Source organism: Phocoenobacter uteri (genome assembly GCF_900454895.1).
In the GTDB taxonomy this organism is placed as follows: Bacteria; Pseudomonadota; Gammaproteobacteria; order Enterobacterales; family Pasteurellaceae; genus Phocoenobacter; species Phocoenobacter uteri.
Genome location: NZ_UGTA01000001.1, coordinates 699,960 through 717,166, shown reverse-complemented (window position 1 = coordinate 717,166; position 17,207 = coordinate 699,960). Strand labels below are relative to the sequence as shown.

General features: G+C 33.6%; 16 protein-coding genes, 1 tRNA gene and 1 pseudogene. 10 read left to right on the top strand and 8 right to left on the bottom strand.

Going from position 1 to position 17,207, the window contains the following annotated elements; genetic code table 11:
* Positions 1-9: 9 nt before the first annotated feature.
* The 4 genes from DYE60_RS03100 to DYE60_RS03085 all read right to left on the bottom strand — a co-directional run bounded on the left by DYE60_RS03100 (position 10) and on the right by DYE60_RS03085 (position 4,517).
* A complete protein-coding gene (locus DYE60_RS03100) occupies positions 10-735 on the bottom strand; it encodes a hypothetical protein (protein ID WP_115315179.1) in 726 nt (241 codons plus the stop codon).
* A gap of 2 nt (positions 736-737) precedes the next feature.
* Entirely contained in the window at positions 738-3,281 is a 2,544-nt protein-coding gene (locus tag DYE60_RS03095) for a hypothetical protein (protein WP_115315178.1), read from the bottom strand.
* 108 nt (positions 3,282-3,389) lie between these two features.
* Complete coding sequence (locus DYE60_RS03090; RefSeq protein WP_115315177.1) at positions 3,390-3,911, bottom strand: hypothetical protein; 522 nt, start codon at positions 3,909-3,911, stop codon at positions 3,390-3,392.
* A gap of 6 nt (positions 3,912-3,917) precedes the next feature.
* On the bottom strand, positions 3,918-4,517 hold the full coding sequence (locus tag DYE60_RS03085) for a hypothetical protein (protein WP_115315176.1): 600 nt from the start codon (positions 4,515-4,517) through the stop codon (positions 3,918-3,920).
* 1,059 nt (positions 4,518-5,576) lie between these two features.
* Between DYE60_RS03085 and hemW the strand changes: the two genes are divergently transcribed.
* A complete protein-coding gene (hemW, locus tag DYE60_RS03080; protein ID WP_115315175.1) occupies positions 5,577-6,737 on the top strand; it encodes a radical SAM family heme chaperone HemW in 1,161 nt (386 codons plus the stop codon).
* Positions 6,738-6,867: 130 nt separating this feature from the next.
* On the opposite strand, the gene DYE60_RS03075 is transcribed toward hemW, so the two are convergent.
* Positions 6,868-7,572 carry an HAD family hydrolase gene (locus DYE60_RS03075; RefSeq protein WP_115315174.1) on the bottom strand — a complete coding sequence of 235 codons (705 nt, stop codon included), beginning with the start codon at positions 7,570-7,572 and terminating at the stop codon, positions 6,868-6,870.
* 158 nt (positions 7,573-7,730) lie between these two features.
* Here DYE60_RS03075 and bcp point away from each other — a divergent pair, with 158 nt between their 5' ends.
* From bcp to DYE60_RS03055, 4 genes are all read left to right on the top strand, one after another.
* The gene (gene bcp / locus DYE60_RS03070; protein ID WP_115315173.1) at positions 7,731-8,201 is read left to right on the top strand and encodes a thioredoxin-dependent thiol peroxidase; all 471 of its coding nucleotides are present in this window, start codon (positions 7,731-7,733) and stop codon (positions 8,199-8,201) included.
* Entirely contained in the window at positions 8,201-8,743 is a 543-nt protein-coding gene (gene gmhB, locus DYE60_RS03065) for a D-glycero-beta-D-manno-heptose 1,7-bisphosphate 7-phosphatase (protein WP_115315172.1), read from the top strand. The genes bcp and gmhB overlap by 1 nt, the downstream gene beginning before the upstream one ends.
* A gap of 150 nt (positions 8,744-8,893) precedes the next feature.
* The gene (gene secG / locus DYE60_RS03060) at positions 8,894-9,232 is read left to right on the top strand and encodes a preprotein translocase subunit SecG (RefSeq protein WP_115315171.1); all 339 of its coding nucleotides are present in this window, start codon (positions 8,894-8,896) and stop codon (positions 9,230-9,232) included.
* A gap of 18 nt (positions 9,233-9,250) precedes the next feature.
* Positions 9,251-9,336: transfer RNA gene (locus tag DYE60_RS03055), tRNA-Leu, on the top strand.
* 253 nt (positions 9,337-9,589) lie between these two features.
* Here DYE60_RS03055 and DYE60_RS03050 read toward each other — a convergent pair.
* Positions 9,590-10,168, bottom strand: coding sequence for a thymidine kinase (locus tag DYE60_RS03050; RefSeq protein ID WP_115315170.1), 579 nt, complete (start codon positions 10,166-10,168; stop codon positions 9,590-9,592).
* Between the two features lie 68 nt (positions 10,169-10,236).
* Positions 10,237-10,455, bottom strand: a complete 219-nt coding sequence (locus DYE60_RS03045; RefSeq protein WP_115315169.1) for a cell division protein ZapB — start codon at positions 10,453-10,455, stop codon at positions 10,237-10,239.
* A gap of 177 nt (positions 10,456-10,632) precedes the next feature.
* On the opposite strand from DYE60_RS03045, the gene glpX reads away from it, so the two are divergent.
* From glpX to DYE60_RS03020, 5 genes and pseudogenes are all read left to right on the top strand, one after another.
* On the top strand, positions 10,633-11,646 hold the full coding sequence (gene glpX / locus DYE60_RS03040) for a class II fructose-bisphosphatase (RefSeq protein WP_115315168.1): 1,014 nt from the start codon (positions 10,633-10,635) through the stop codon (positions 11,644-11,646).
* Positions 11,647-12,038: 392 nt separating this feature from the next.
* Positions 12,039-13,295, top strand: a complete 1,257-nt coding sequence (locus DYE60_RS03035) for an HAAAP family serine/threonine permease (RefSeq protein ID WP_115315167.1) — start codon at positions 12,039-12,041, stop codon at positions 13,293-13,295.
* Between the two features lie 58 nt (positions 13,296-13,353).
* Entirely contained in the window at positions 13,354-14,718 is a 1,365-nt protein-coding gene (locus tag DYE60_RS03030) for an L-serine ammonia-lyase (protein WP_115315166.1), read from the top strand.
* A gap of 641 nt (positions 14,719-15,359) precedes the next feature.
* Positions 15,360-15,518 (top strand): annotated as a pseudogene (locus DYE60_RS10410) (MFS transporter); the annotation flags it as partial.
* A gap of 160 nt (positions 15,519-15,678) precedes the next feature.
* The gene (locus DYE60_RS03020) at positions 15,679-16,008 is read left to right on the top strand and encodes a hypothetical protein (RefSeq protein ID WP_115315165.1); all 330 of its coding nucleotides are present in this window, start codon (positions 15,679-15,681) and stop codon (positions 16,006-16,008) included.
* A gap of 173 nt (positions 16,009-16,181) precedes the next feature.
* Here the strand turns inward: DYE60_RS03020 and DYE60_RS03015 are convergent, their stop codons facing one another.
* Positions 16,182-17,162, bottom strand: coding sequence for an NYN domain-containing protein (locus DYE60_RS03015; RefSeq protein ID WP_115315164.1), 981 nt, complete (start codon positions 17,160-17,162; stop codon positions 16,182-16,184).
* Positions 17,163-17,207 lie beyond the last annotated feature (45 nt).

Here is a 17,207-nt window from a genome sequence, read left to right as displayed (position 1 = left end):
ATCTAATTACTATTGATGCTTAAATTGCAATTTATAACTTCCTGATTGAGATAATAAATCAGGTTTTAATTGAAGATGTACATAAACATCAATAATACACATATCAAGGAGACTTCCTGTTCTTTGTTTATTGCGTCCTTCTATCAAATACAAATCAGCACTTACTCGCCCTCCCTTTTTATTTCGTAAAATAACATCTCTTGCTACGGCAAAAGAACCACCTTCATTTGTAAGAACAATATTTTTACCATTAACTTTCATATTTTTAAAGAAATTATAGTACCAAATGCTTCTAATATGCTTAAATCCTAAAGGGGCGGTTTCGCAGCGCCATGGTTTGAATATCTCCGTATAAAAACGAAAAAGACCCAATTCTCCATTAGCGGTTTCTCTATTATTCTTATCTTTTTGTAAATAAAAAGGTGTGGGCATTTTAAATGAAGTCGAAGGAAAAGGCATTGTATTACGGATCGTAATATTGCTGCTTGATAATTGAGCATTACTCACTTGCGGAGAATTATTGTTCACTGCAATACTACCTGACTTATTCAATAAATCACTTGGCAAAAACTTAATCTTTTCCTCATACCCCATACGACAAACAGAAACGACAGCCAATCCATAGCCTGAGATTGTCTCTGAAGCATGCCAATTTCCTAAAACAGAATCTTCATCACAAATTGCCAATGTAGAATTCGATATTGTTAATAACATCGCTGTGAATAGTTTTTTCATTTTTATAACCCCACATCAAACAAAATCTCATCTTTGATTGTCACTTTTTTACTTGGTTGTCCTGCTGTTTTAATCATATAATCCCCTTTTGGCAAGCCAATAACTTGATAGTAGCCATATTGCACCGTATAAGTTTCAGCCACTTTTTTATCATTTTGATAAAACTCAATTTTCACGTTCTCTTTTTCCGTACGTAACTGCCCTAAAATACCAAAGGTTTTCGTCAATGTATAGTCAACAAATGTTGGCGTTGCTTTTTCAACCTTAACAATAGGCTCTGGTAAGTTTTTATTTTGATATTCTAACGGTAAATTACCCATTGGGAATGAAAGTTTATATTTTCCCGTTTTAATATTTTCAAGCATATACTGATTATCACTTATTTTATATGCCTGAACAGGATATTGATCCAATTGTAGTTGAATTTCATCATCTAATGTCAATGGCTCATTATTTTCACTCTCTAAATTAACCACAATGTTTCCATAATGGCTTGGATGATACTGCCCTAACTGCACACCTTGTTTACTGTTAAACAAATTAAATGAAAATTGCAGATAAAAATAATGAGATTGATCGAAATAATTTTCACTACTTTCATTGTTAATAGATTGTTTTACTTGATTTTTATGGAAGCCAAGTTGAACGTTTGCATCATTATCAAGTTGATATTGCCAACTTAAATCATAACCATTTTGATGATTAAAATAGTCAAATGCCGCGTGTAATTTATGCTGCTCATTATAACGATAATCTGCATAAACATTATAAGCGTTATGCGAATTATTATTCCAATGCGTAACAGACGATCCCAAAGATAAATTGCTCAAAACATCCTTACTTATACGTATTTTTTGATGTTTATTTGTCCATTCTGCATTCAGGTTCGAATTATAATCAGGTAAATGCCAATTTAAGTGGTAATAATAATCGTTATAGCGATCTCGGTTAATGTTAAAATTCACATTATCTGTTAATCTCGTACTTAAATAGGCTGAAAAATACTGCTCTGCTTTCTCTGAACCATCTTTATAATGTGTGCCGTGAAAGCTAAGGTTAATTCTATCTATTGGATAAAAATTCACATTCAAATATTGTCTTTTTCCTTCTTTTTTCAGGAAATTTTTATTCATTATCTGTTGATAATGATAGTTCAAACTCAAATATTTGTTTGAATAATCTAATTGAGAATTATAAATTTTTTGTGAAATTAAGTTTTTATAAGATAAATCTAGGTTGATCTCAAACGGCAAGCCAATATTCATCCCCACCATTGTTTCATAAGGTGGATTATCACGATTTTCAAAGCTTGATTTTGTTACGCTACCACGAATAGCGACGTTATTATGCAAACCGTATTCTGCATAAAGATGGCTCGTAAAATCATTTTTCGAGACGTTGTCACGCTTTTTAAAAATATTGCCACGCTTCCCTGCCCCTGCTTCAATTAACACTTCATCGGTTGCCACTTGCGAACGTCGTCGTGATAAAAAAGGTTTATCAATGCGAATCGGCGGTTCGGATAAACTATATTCAAAAATAGCGACTTCAACGTTGTAATTATGATCGCTATAATTATCTAAATTTAAACCAACAAACTCATATTTTTTATCAAGAGCAATCCTCACTCTCGCGATAGGTCTGCCATCGACTCGCAACTCGGCAATGCCTCCCGCTGGCCCTGTGCCTTCAATGTTTCGAGCAGAAGAATAACCATTACGAGCTAACAAATGCTGAGAATAACTGCTGGTATAAGCAAGGTGTTTGGTAATATTTTTATTACTATAAGCAAAGGTTAAACCACTGTAATCGCCCTGCCCTAGCCCATAGCTATGGCGATTATTTCCCAAACGCATTGCCCAATGGTCTCTTGATTTTAACCAATATAAATTATTTACTTTTAAGCGGTCATTTTTTGATGAAAATTTACCATTTTGGTAAACCCCCAGCTCCAAGCCCCATAATCCCCCTAATAAATAACCATTCAAACCCATATTTAACGCTTGGCTCTCTTTATTTTGCTCACCGTTATACAGATCGCCATTTAATTTAATTCCTCCCAAACCAAAAATGTCAGGATAAAAATCAATTTTACGATCGCGTTTTGGCGTGTTTTGTGCTTTCTTCCCAAATGGATTTTCACTGTCCCAAGGAATATACAGCTTAATCGCTAATGAAGATTGATGATAAAGAGCGTGAATTCCTAGTGATTTAAAGGCATTTAATGGTAGATAAGGTTGATTTTGATAGACGACAATCTGATTTTTTGCAATTTGAGCGTCACCTAAAGGCGAATGAAACGCCCAATCTGTCGCTGTTTCACTTACTGGTTTTAGCCCCATTTTTTGAATAAAAAGTTCAAATGGGAGGTAGTATCCGTTTTTATTTTGCAAAACATCAATATTGGTAATTTCTTGATCGTTCACAAAAAGCCCAACTAATGCAATTTCATTATTTAATGAACTGGATTGAGCAAGATTATTCATCGGAATCACACCGAGCAATACTACGCTTGAAAAACGAAATAATAATTGCAAATTTTTCACAAAATGTCACCGCTTAATATAATTTTTGGATATGCTAAATAGAGTATAAGGGTGTATCCATACGCCCTTACCAAACAAATCCACAATGTGAAATAACTGAACAAATCGTTATTTTGTCGTTACAATAATTGGAAATCCGTAACTTGCCCCTAATGTCACTGTAATTGATTTTTGCTTCTGATCCACTTTTAATGGATTTTTGACAAAATTATCAATTTTTAACAGTGCATAATGGCGTTTTTTAGGAAAATTAGACGGCGGTCGAATAGATAATCGAACCGTCTGCTGCCCGCCCGCAGGAATCACAAAATTCTTTGGATTGATCATCGCCCAAGGAAATAATGTTTTCTTGCTTGGCTTAATTGCACGATGTTTTTTATCGACATCCACTAAGCTCAATTTAATATGTTTTTCACGTGATGGGTTATAGTTATAAATCACAAAAGATTCGTCTAATCGCTCTCCTTTGCTAACCTTCACCTCACCTTCAATACGAGAAGGTGCAATACCTAATTGAGCTGGTGGCGTGCCTGTATTATTTTTAACAACGATTTGTGTAGCACACACCACACCTGCTGTGGCAAACGCCACAGCAAGTAATATGCTTTTTTTTGAAATTGATAATCTCATTGAGGATTAGTTACCTGTTAGGGTAAATTTAAAGGTATTTGTACCTGCTGATGGAGATGCTGCCGCTTTATGTTCACCAGATTTTGTTATATGAGAAAGATCTAATGTAAAGAGTAGATCTCCAACAGTTGTTGCCCATTTAGATGGTAAACTTAATGTAGCATTCTCTTGAGAATCAAGCTTCAATTTTGTTGAATCTGATTTTATCACTACTTTACTACTATCATCAGTACCATCTTTTATCAAGTTAGGTGATTGATTTTGAACTTTTAAAGTTACATTGTTAGAAGATAGAGAACGAACGCCCCAAGCATCTTCAATAACAACATTTAACTCTTTATTTGCTAAAGGATCAGATATTCTTAAAGAACTCTCATTATCTGCAAATGTATGGTCGGTATTACTAATATCCGTTGATGACTGAATTGAAGAATTAGAATTGTAAGCCTGCTCTCCTGTTAGGGTTAACGTCGCACTATTTAAATGATATAGAACCAAAACTTCTGGAATATTTACTGTAAAGTTCGTTGTTCCACTCACTTCCTCAGCACTTACGCCTGCCGAGATTGTAGTTGCTAATAATGTCGATAATAATAGTTTTTTCATAAAAATAATCCCCTTAATTATAGAAATAAATTCCTTATTATTATAGCCTAAAATATAATAACTTGTGAACCCCAAAAGTTAAAAAACAAATGAAAACACAACAATTACAATGAGTTACTGGTAGATTTTTATCACAAACATTTAACAAAAATATAACAATGGGTTTTATTTGTTATATTTTTTAATTAAATTTATGGCATAAAAATAAAAATAAAAATAAAAATAAAAATAAAAATAAATTTTAATGTATAAATAATAGATGGCAAGCGGATATTTTTTTATCAAAATTTGCAAAAATAAATATCAATAATGAAAAGGGATTATTTATAATGTTTACATAAAATAAGACAAGGCGTGCCTTGTCTCTACGTTTTATTTGATGACCGTAGAGACAGGGCATGCCCTGTCTATTTTGCAATATTAAATTTGCAAATTTTGAATTTAATATGACCGCTATATTTTATCACCAGAGTCAAGATAACATGTTGATTTATAAGTAATTATATGAATTTGCTATCAAGTTTATTTTTGTATATATTCCTAAACGTTAATGATACTTTTTAAGAGAATATTCCCTTTTGGGGTTATAAAAAACAGACAAAGCGTGCCTTGTCTCTACGTTTTATTCGATGATCGTAGAGACAGAGTATGCCCGATCTATTGTGCAATATTAAATTTGTAAATGTTAAATTTAATATAACCGCTATATTTTATTAGTAATTTTTATATAACCAATTGATTTATAAAATATTATATGAGGTTCGATAAGTTTGTTGGTGTGTGTTTTTCAAACATTAACGATATGTTGTAGCCTGTTTGTTTATCAAACAGAAACCTATTTAACAAAGTCACAACACCCGAAATCAATAACACAACCTATTCTAAACAACATAATTACCATTCAACAACCAATCTGTTACCTATTTATTACACCTTGCAATATTTAGACAAGGTTCGGCTTTGTTGATATTAAAAATTCCTATATAATCCTCCCCATTCAGCCATTAAATTCCGCTCATAAGCGGTCATTTTTATATAAAAATTTACAAAATAAACCAAATGAATATTACTCTTCCCCCTTTAAGCCTTTACGTTCATATCCCTTGGTGTGTGCAAAAATGTCCCTATTGTGACTTTAACTCACACGCCCAAAAAGGAATAATCCCAGAGGCGGATTACATCCAGCATTTATTAACGGATTTACGTCAAGATTTGAATCGCCACAAAAATGCGATTCAACAACGTAAATTACATTCTATTTTTATAGGTGGGGGAACACCTAGTCTATTCTCTCCTGAATCTGTCACTTATTTACTTAATGAGATCAAACAGTTGATTGGTTTTGATAACGATATTGAAATAACCTTAGAAGCAAATCCTGGTACGGCAGAAGCAGAAAAATTTATGGGATACGCAAAAGGTGGAGTGACACGCCTTTCAATGGGCATTCAAAGTTTTGAACCTGAAAAATTGCTTAAATTAGGACGTATTCATAATGGTAATGAAGCCAAGCAAGCGGTCAAATTTGCACAAGATTCTGCAAATGTTGGTTTAAAAAGTTTTAATGTTGATTTAATGCACGGTCTGCCAAATCAATCGGTTCAACAAGCATTAAGCGATTTAAAACAAGCTGTTGAGTTATCTCCTCCTCATTTATCTTGGTATCAACTGACGATTGAGCCGAATACGTTATACTATTACAAACCACCAACGTTACCCTGTGACGATGAGCTGTGGGATATTTTCGAACAAGGTCATCAAATTTTAACCGACGCAGGTTATGAACAATATGAAACCTCAGCCTATTCAAAAAAAGGGTTTCAATGTAAACATAATTTGAATTATTGGCGATTTGGTGATTATCTTGCCATAGGTTGTGGTTCTCACGGAAAAATTAGCTACACTAACGGCGAAATTTATCGTTTCAGTAAAACCAAGCACCCCAAAGGCTATATGCGAGGCGAATATTTATATCAAGAAAATCAAATCGAAATGGATGATCGTGCATTTGAATATTTTATGAATCGTTTCCGCTTGCTCGAACCCACTCCGAAAATCGAATTTGAACAATACACGGGATTAAATCGCAACAGTGTCACGAAAGAAATTGGATTAGCGATTGAAAAAGGTTATATTTTAGAAATATCAGATCATTGGCAAATTACCCAAAAAGGCAAATTATTTTTAAATGAACTGCTAACTATCTTTTTGAAAGATTGATGAAACATAGCGGTCAAATAAAATTCAATATTTGCAAATTTTATATTGCATAATAGACGTGGTATGCCCTGTCTTTACAATCATCAAACAAAACGTAGAGACAAGGCACGCCTTGTCTGTTGTGAAAACATTATTGTAGTCCGTAATATTTGTAAATTTCAATCAGCCCTTTGGTGCTGTTTGATGTTGCAATAAAATCGGCTATATCTTTTACTTGTTCGCTGGCATTATTTGGGCAAGCTTTGTTTTCACAAAGTGACATAAATCCGATATCTCCCATTGAATCGCCGACGGCAATAGCCGTATTGAGGTTTATATTGCACTTTTCAGATAGCCATAATAATCCTTTTTCTTTATTGATATTTAGAGGCGTGATGTCAACGGCGGTGGTTGAATGTGCGATATTTACCCCTTTAAGATCGATGTTATCTAAAATGAGGTTATATAACGCTTCAATCCCTATACCTATAGGATTTAAACTGATACAAATTTCTTTTCCCAATTCAATTTCTGCTATTTTTGTGAACTGAGGCGATGTCGTTAAAATATCTTGAATGCCTTTTAATTGTTGCTTTGTTTTAGGCGTAATATTTGGATGATAAAGAATCTCCTCCGTACCTGTATGGTAAATATAAGCCCCATTTTCACAAATACACCAGTTTGTTAGGTTTAGCATTTGTGCAATGGCTTCCACATAAAGTGCGGAACGCCCTGTGCATAATATTGTATTTTTGTCAGTATTGTGAATTCGTTGTTTTAATTGATTTAAGGCGATGAGATCAATTTCTTCGCCTTTACCCTCTGTAATACAACCATCAATATCCAAAATAAACATAAATTTCCTCAATAATATCAATTAGGCGAAATAGTATATCGCAAATTAAAATAATGAGTTGAAACTCGAATAAAAAAAAGGATAATAGTGCCTTGATGTACCGAATATTTCAGGCGTATTGTGTATGCCAAAATCGATATAATTTATAGGATGATAAAATGAATACATTACAACCAAATTCCCCTGCTCCACTTTTCACACTTTTAGACCAAAATGAAAAAGAAATCTCACTTGCTGATTTTAAAGGAAGAAAAGTCTTAGTTTATTTCTATCCAAAAGCAATGACACCGGGTTGCACAACACAAGCCTGTAATCTGCGAGATAGCAAAACAGAATTAGAAGAATTGAATGTGAGCGTGTTAGGAATCAGCCCAGACCTACCAAAAAAATTGGCCAATTTTGAACTAAAAAAAGAGCTAAACTTTACATTACTTTCTGATCCAGAACACAAGGTTGCTGAGGCTTTTGGTGTTTGGGGAGAAAAGAAATTTATGGGCAAAACTTATGATGGCATTCATCGTATTAGCTTTTTAATTGATGAAAATGGTCAGATTGAACAGGTTTTTAGTAAATTTAAAACTAAAGATCACCATCAAGTGGTTATTGATTATTTAAAAGGAAACAAATAATGAAACAAAAAGCGATATTTTTAGATCGTGATGGCACGCTGAACATTGATCACGGTTATGTACACCAAATTGATGATTTTGAATTTATTGAAGGGGTTATCCCAACTTTACGTAAATTAAAACAAATGGGCTATTTACTTGTTTTAGTAACGAATCAATCAGGCATTGCTCGTGGTTATTTTACTGAAGATCAATTCTTACAATTAACCGAGTGGTTTGATTGGTCGCTAGCAGAACAAGGCATTGATTTTGACGGGCTTTATTATTGTCCACACCACCCTGATGGCATTGGTGAATATAAAGAAGATTGTGATTGCCGTAAACCCAAAGCGGGAATGTTTATCCAAGCGATCAATGACTTAAATATCGATCCTACAAAATCCATAATGGTCGGCGATAAATTGGAAGATTTATTAGCAGCGGAAAATGCAGGGGTAAAAACCAAAATTTTAGTAAAAACAGGTAAACCTGTCACAGATGAAGGCATTAAAAAAGCCGATTTTGTGCTGGATAGTTTAGTAGACTTACCAAAAATGTTATAGTTTTGCTGAAAAATAAAGCAAACATATAAAAAGCGGTATAATTTCCTCTTGCAAGAAAAATATGAAAACGTTATTATACCCCTCGTTTTATAGGTTCTGTAACAGAGAGTTACAGAATTTTATTTTTATAATAGAATTTGAGAGAAAATAATGTTAATAAATGGTTTAATAATTGCGTATTTAATCGTTGCGATTATCCTAATTGGATTTATCCTAATGCAACAAGGTAAAGGGGCTGATGCTGGTGCTTCTTTTGGTGCTGGTGCGTCAGGAACAGTTTTCGGTTCTGCTGGTTCTGCTAACTTTTTATCAAGAACAACTGCCTTATTAACAATTGTTTTCTTCGGAATTAGTTTAGTGATTGGTAACTTAAACTCGCACAGTACTAAAGTACAAAGCCAGTTTGAAGATTTAAGCAACGTTCAACAAAAAGTAGAAGTTGCTCCAGTATTACCAGCAAAAAAAGAAAATAACGATATTCCTCAGTAAATAAAATTTCCAAATAGCGCTCTGATGGTGGAATTGGTAGACACGCTATCTTGAGGGGGTAGTGTCCATAGGACGTGCGAGTTCAAGTCTCGCTCAGAGCACCAAATTTAAAAGCCTTGATAATTTCAAGGCTTTTTTATATCTGTATTTATATCTATTCTCAATAAGAAATCTACACAGTAAATTAAAAGTGAGCTAACAACGGCTCGCTATAAGTTTACTCAGTTAGAAATATTTTATTAAATAAATGAGTTAGATAATGGTCGTTACCAAAATTTCAGCTGTTTAATTTATATAATAAAAAAGCAAAGATAAAAATTTACCTTTGCTCTACTCTTCTAAATTAAGATTTAAGACTTATTTATTTGTTTTTTCTTTATAATGGCGACGACAAACCGCTAAATAAGTATCATTTCCTCCAATTTGGATTTGTTCACCTTGTGTGATTGCTTCACCATTTTCATTCATTCTTATAACAAAATTAGCTTTTGAACCACAATAGCAAATTGTTTTTAGCTCTTTTAATTGGTCAGCCCAAGAAAGTAAATAGCGACTACCTTCAAATAATTCAGATTGAAAATCCGTGCGTAATCCATAGCATAATACTGGAATATTAAGTTTATCAACGACTTCGGTAAGTTGATAAACTTGCTCTTTATTTAGGAATTGAGCTTCATCAATTAAAACGCAATGTAACGGATTATTTGCAACATACTGCTCTATTTCTGAAAATAAATCAGATTCGCTGTTAAATAGTAATGCTTCTTGTGAAATTCCAATACGTGATGAGACTTTTCCCACACCAAAACGATCATCAATCGCTGCGGTATAAACAAGGGTGTTCATTCCTCGTTCTTGGTAATTATAAGAAGATTGTAATAACGTTGTAGATTTTCCTGCGTTCATTGAGGAATAGTAAAAATAAAGTTTAGCCATAATAATGTCATCTATAATTTTTAAATATAAAAAAACGGCTAATCAATAGCCGTCTCTCTAAATAACAATTAAATGTTGTCAATTTGACCAAGCAAAGAACGTAAACGATCTTGGAAGTTTGCTTGTTCCATTTTCAATTGCTCATTTTCTTGTTTTAAATTTTCTTTTTGAGTTGTAAGTTCATTATTTTTCCCTTTTAACTCATCAAGTTCAAGTTGTAATAATTGAATAGTCTCAACTGCTTCTCTTACTTTATTTTCTAATTGATCAAGTATTTCAATAGACATAATTTTTCCCTAATTGTTTAATGGTTGACTTTTTTATAGTACCAAAGTTAGGTACTTTTTTCAGCTAAAAATTCGTAAATAATCAAAAAAAAGCATTGAGTGGCGAAATTTTAACAAAGCAAATGTTAATTATGCTGTTAAAATAACATTTATTTATAAACACTATAAGGAGTAAAGATGAATAGAGTATTAGCAATCGAGTTTTCTCGAGTCACCGAAGCCGCTGCTTTAAGTGCATTTTCTTGGATAGGAAGAGGCAATAAGCACGCTGCTGATGATGTTGCAGTTAAAGCAATGCGATTAGTTTTAAATCAAATTGCCATAAATGGAGAAATTATTATTGGAGAAGGTGAAATCGATGAAGCACCCATGCTATATATTGGTGAACGAGTCGGATTACTCTATTCTAAAGAAGCAGATATAACAATTGCCGTGGATCCAATTGATGGTACTCGTATGACTGCAATGGGACAAGCTGATGCAATTTCCGTTCTTGCCGCTGGAGGTAAAAACTCTTTCTTAAAAGCACCTGATATGTATATGGAAAAATTAGTTGTCGGAGGTGTAGAAAAAGGGATAATTGATCTCAACTTACCACTTAGTGAAAATATTAAGCGAATAGCAAAAAAGAAAAACAAAGTATTTAGTCAATTAACAATCGCAATTCTAGCTAAACCTCGTCATCAACAGGTTATTGAAGAAATGCAACAATTAGGTTTACGCGTTATGATGATCCCAGATGGTGATGTGGCTGCAGCTGTTCAATGCTGTTTACCTAATTCTGAGATAGACATTATGTATGGTATTGGTGGTGCACCAGAAGGTGTCGTTGCTGCGGCTGCTGTTCGTGCTTTAGGTGGCGATATGCAAGCTCGCTTAATTTTACGAGATAAAGTAAAAGGCGATACCCCTGAAAATGTGGAATTAGCCCAACAAGAAGCAAATCGTTGTAAACAAATGAATGTTCCCGTTAATAGAGTACTGAAACTAGAAGAGTTGGTCAGAGATGATAACATCATTTTTTCAGCGACAGGCATAACCTCAGGATCATTATTAAAAGGTGTCAAGAGAAGTGGCGATCTTGCTACAACAGAAACATTACTGATTCGTGGTCGTTCTCAAACTGTCAGAAAAATTGAAACGATGCATTATTTGAGTAAAAAAGATCCACAGCTAGTCAGTTTAATGTAATCCAGTATAATAAGCGGTCATTTTTTTATTAAATTTTGCAAAAAATAAATTAAAATCAAATAATTAGGTTAATTTTTCATACAAAATCAAAGTATCATTAGAATTACTTATATGTTATGCGATATAATCTAATTTGTTTATATTTGACTGTAATTTTGTTAAGAACAAGATCTTTTTTTATACATTTTTAATGCAAATTTAATGTTTGTTTTTCATAACGTTTCATTTTGCAACATAGTATGGGGCATAAAATTTGATCTTGTTCACATAATAATAATCTTACACTATTTTTTGATTGCGAATGAATGATTTATCATTATGATACGCGTGACCGAATTCAGGTTACATTTTCATTTTTTATATTCACAAATACTCATCAAGGAGAAATTACAATGAGTTCTGAAAATTCTAAAGTAAAAGGTTGGAATAAATTTGACGCCGCTTGGGTAGTCAATTTATTCGGAACTGCTGTTGGGGCGGGGGTATTATTTTTACCTATTAACGCAGGTAGAGCGGGCTTTTGGACACTTGTGGTGATGGCGATCTTAGTTGGTCCAATGACTTACTTTGCTCACAGAGGTTTATCTCGTTTTGTATTATCTTCAAGTAAACCAGGTAGTGATATTACTGAGGTGGTTGAAGAACATTTTGGTAAAACAGCAGGTAAATTGATTACGCTTCTCTACTTTTTTGCGATTTTCCCAATCCTATTGATTTATGGAAATGGTATTACTAACACCGTAGATTCTTTCATCGTTCACCAATTAGGAATGGTATCACCAAACCGTGTTATTCTTTCATTAGTACTTATTGGTGGCTTAATTTCTATTATGTTGATGAACGAGAAAGTAATGTTAAAAATTACTGAAATGTTAGTGTTCCCATTAGTGGCGATTCTATTTGGTTTATCACTTTACTTAATCCCACAATGGAATGGCTCAATGTTAAGCGAAATGCCAACAATGGGTGAATTCATTACCACATTATGGATTACCATTCCTGTGTTAGTGTTCTCTTTCAACCACTCACCTGCAATTTCATCTTTCTCACAATCTCAACAAAGAGAATATAAAGAATTTGAATTAGCTGAAAAACACGCAAGTAAAACATTAAAAGGCACTGCAACTATGTTGTTAGTCTTCGTAATGTTATTCGTATTCAGCTGTGTTTTAACTTTAACACCAGAAGAGTTAGTGTTAGCAAAACAACAAAACATCAGTATTTTATCATTCTTGGCAAACAAATTTGATAATCCGTTCATTTCATATTTAGGTCCATTGGTTGCATTCTTAGCAATCACAAGTTCATTCTTTGGTCACTACTTAGGGGCAAGAGAAGGCTTAGAAGGCTTAATCATCAAAATGAAAAATGATGTGAATCCAGAACCAATCAACAGAAAAAAATTAAACAAAGTAACCGCTGTTGTATTCTTACTTGTACTCTGGGGTGTTGCAGTAATTAACCCAAGTATCTTAGGCTTAATTGAATCATTAGGTGGTCCAATCATCGCAATGATCCTATTCATTATGCCTATGTATGCGATTGCAAAAGTACCTGCAATGAAACGTTATGAAGGTCAATTAAGTAATATTTTTGTTACTGTAATGGGCTTAATTGCAATTTCAGCTGTTGTATATGGCTTATTCTAAAAAAAATTTGAGTGGGGCAATTTCCCCCACTCCTTCTTATATCGAAAAGGGATAGTGTATGATTAGTGTATTTGATATGTTTAAAATAGGTGTTGGACCTTCGAGCTCGCACACTGTTGGACCGATGAAAGCGGGTAAAGAGTTCATTGATGACCTTATTAAAAACAATCAACTAAACGGTATAACCAAATTACACGTTGATGTTTATGGTTCTTTATCAATGACAGGACGAGGACACAACACAGATACTGCGATTATTATGGGGTTAGCAGGTTATCTTCCTCACAATGTTGATATTGACGGTATCGCACCCTTTATCTTAGAAGTAAAGAAAACATCAAGATTACCTATTGCTAAGGGCGAACATATTGTTGAGTTCAATTTTGACGAAAATATGGCGTTTCACAGTAGTTTCCTTTCTTTACACGAAAATGGAATGCGAATTACCGCATTAAGTGGCGATGAGGTCGTTTATCAACAAACTTACTACTCTATCGGTGGTGGATTTATTGTTGATGAAGCTCATTTTGGTGTTGAGGAAGAACAAGAAATTAAAGTGCCTTTCCCTTATAAAAATACCGAAGATGTGATTAAACATTGTGAAGAAAATGCATTATCTGTATCAAGCTTTATGATGCAGAATGAACTGGCATTACATTCAAAAGAAGAACTAAAAAAACATTTATTGTTGGTGTGGGACACAATGAAAACCTGTATCAACACAGGATTGCATAATGAAGGCGTATTACCTGGTCCATTAAAAGTGCCACGTCGTGCAAATATGCTATTACGTCAATTAGAATCAAAAGATCATTTATTTAATGACCCAATGGTTGTTGTTGATTGGATCAACTTATTTGCACTTGCAGTAAATGAAGAAAATGCAGCTGGGGGACGTGTGGTGACCGCACCAACTAACGGTGCTTGTGGTATTGTGCCAGCTGTACTTGCCTATTATGATAAATTTATTACTACCCTAACACCAGAAACGATTGAACGCTACTTACTTGCTTGTGGGCTAGTTGGGTCATTATATAAAATGAATGCGTCAATCTCAGGTGCAGAAGTGGGTTGTCAAGGTGAAGTGGGCGTTGCTTGTTCAATGGCAGCAGCAGGTTTAACAGAAATTTTAGGCGGAAGTTGTGATCAAGTCTTTATTGCTGCTGAAATAGCAATGGAACATAACTTAGGCTTAACTTGCGACCCAGTAGGCGGACAAGTTCAAGTACCTTGTATCGAACGTAATGCGATTGCATCGGTTAAAGCGATCAACGCAAGCCGAATGGCATTACACCGTACAACCAAACCAAAAGTAAGTTTAGACAAAGTGATTGAAACGATGTATGAAACAGGTAAAGATATGAATACCAAATACCGTGAAACATCACAAGGCGGACTTGCAATAAAAATATTGTGTGATTAACCTTTATTTTTACTAACATTAAATAAAAAAGCTTGTTTAAAAAAACAAGCTTTTTTATTCGTTTTTAAGCGGTTATATTTTTATAAGAATTTGCAAATTTTGATAAATTACTAACTTACTCTATTGGTTTATTATTGGTAGGGGCGGATTGAATGAGCAAAGCGAATGGAATATCCGCCCGTTACTCAGCATAAAAATTTCACAAAATATTGTTAAATTCACATACAGTAAAATCTTCATTTTAACGTAAATTAAGTTTATACCAATACTTACTCTTTGTGCATTGCAGATGGATATACGCAAACTACGTTTGCTAATGCCGTCCCTACTTTTCATAATGAGTACATCAAAGTATAAACACGCTTATTTTCTAACAAATGCACATTACAAATGTTAAAAATATGTTGCAAAAACATCTTTTGTTCATATAATTCCAAACTCCACAAATTCTTCATTATGTACTCTGATAAGAAAGGAAATCTTATGAAAAATTTAACCAAAAACTCGCCTTTTATCTTATATCTTTTAGTAACATAAAGTCCGCTTGGCATTGATTTGCATTTGCCCGCATTAGTTGAAATCAAAAACTATTTTAGGATTGGTAACAACCTTGCTCAACTTTCCATTTTAGTCTTTGTTTTCTATCAGAACATTTTGGAAAATGCAAAATCGGACATATTGGGGCATTATTTTTTATCATCGGATCAATTGGTGTACTCGCCATTAAAAACTACAATTTTGTGTTGCTATCTCGCGTCTTGCAAGGCTTAGGGGCATCAGTATTAAGCGTAATTGCTTAGGTTTTATTATGGCATACCTAAACATCGCCCCAATCCTAATGATGGAACAATTCGACACAACCACCTTTGTTTTCTCCGTTTGCTTTGCAATTAACGCCGCTATAATTTCCACAATGTCTTTTTTACTCAAAAAAATCATTGAAAAATTTGGTGCAATAAAATGTGTTTTGCAGGATTATCGCTACTTATCATTGCCTCACTCGGTTTATTGATTGTAGAAATTAGCATTATCCTATTTTGGGGATTGATCATTCTAGGCAGTATCGGCTTTGCTCTTGAACTCGGCCCCTCAATCTCATTCGCACTTGCAAATCATCAAGCCTACTCATCGATCGCCTCAGGTATTTTAGGTTTTTGTTATATGTCATTCTCCCCAATTATCGCTTTTATCGTATTAAGCATTAGTGGAATAAACACCCATATTTTTGGTGGCTTCTTTGCTATTTTAGGTGTGGTGTTATTTGCAATGTTGAAATTTAGAAAAATGTAATTCGTTTTTAAATAAGCGGTCATTTTATTAAAGGAATTTGCAAATTTTGTTTTTAATCCATTACAGAAATATAATATAAAGCTATAAAAATTTATAGGCTCTAAAAAATTAAGGGTTGAAACATTCAACCCTTATTCTTTTTATATACGTTAAAAAGCGAACAAACTTCACTTTTATTCATTAGAATCGTCTGCTCTAGCCTCTTTGAAACGGAAACTGTCATCTTCAATTTCGATATTATGCACGGATTCTAATAATCTATTGAAATCATTAAAGCCGTATTCTTTGTAATTCCAATGTGCATTTATATATTGTTCAACAACATTGATTTTTGCCCAACCTTTTTTATTTTTAAACTGCTGAAGGGCTTTATTTAATAATGGGATTAACTCGCCATAAGGTATTTTACGGCAATACATTCTATTTTCTGTATCATAAGTGAATTGCAAACTCTCTAATTTTTTCAGCATATTTGATAGTTTTGCATACCCATAACTACGAGGATCAAAATCAGGCTGAGTTTGAATTAAATAATTACGAATATCCCCCATATATGCCCAGCCAGACTTATCATCATTTATACTCTCTTTTACGGCCTTATATAATAAAGATCTTAATGGATTTTCTATCGTTTGCTGTGTTGTCGCAATATTTTTACTTGATGGTTCAGAGGATGTGGCTGTTTTTTCTTTTGATTCTTCTCTTGATTCCTCCACTTCTTGTAAATTTTCTATATAAAAGAACCGATCACAAGCCTGTTTGAATGCTTCAGGTGTCGTTTTACGCCCAAATCCATAAACGATTAAACCACTTTCTCGAACACGCATTGCCAATGGTGTAAAATCGCTATCACTAGAAAGTAAACAGAAACCATCAAATGTATTACTGTATAACAGATCCATCGCATCAATGATTAACTGCATATCTGTTGCATCTTTCCCTTTGGTATAAGCAAATTGCTGTACAGGAATAAGAGCGTGTTTAAGCAAGTTATCTTTCCAACCTTTTAAATGAGGGCTACTCCAATCTCCATAAATACGTTTAGCACTTGCAACACCATATTTAGCAATTTCTGCCATAATTTCTGTTATTGCAGATGAAGAGGTATTATCTGCATCAATAAGAACCGCTAATTTTAGTTGCTTATCTGACATTCAGCCTCCTTAGTCAAATTTCAAAATAAAATAGTACTACCATTT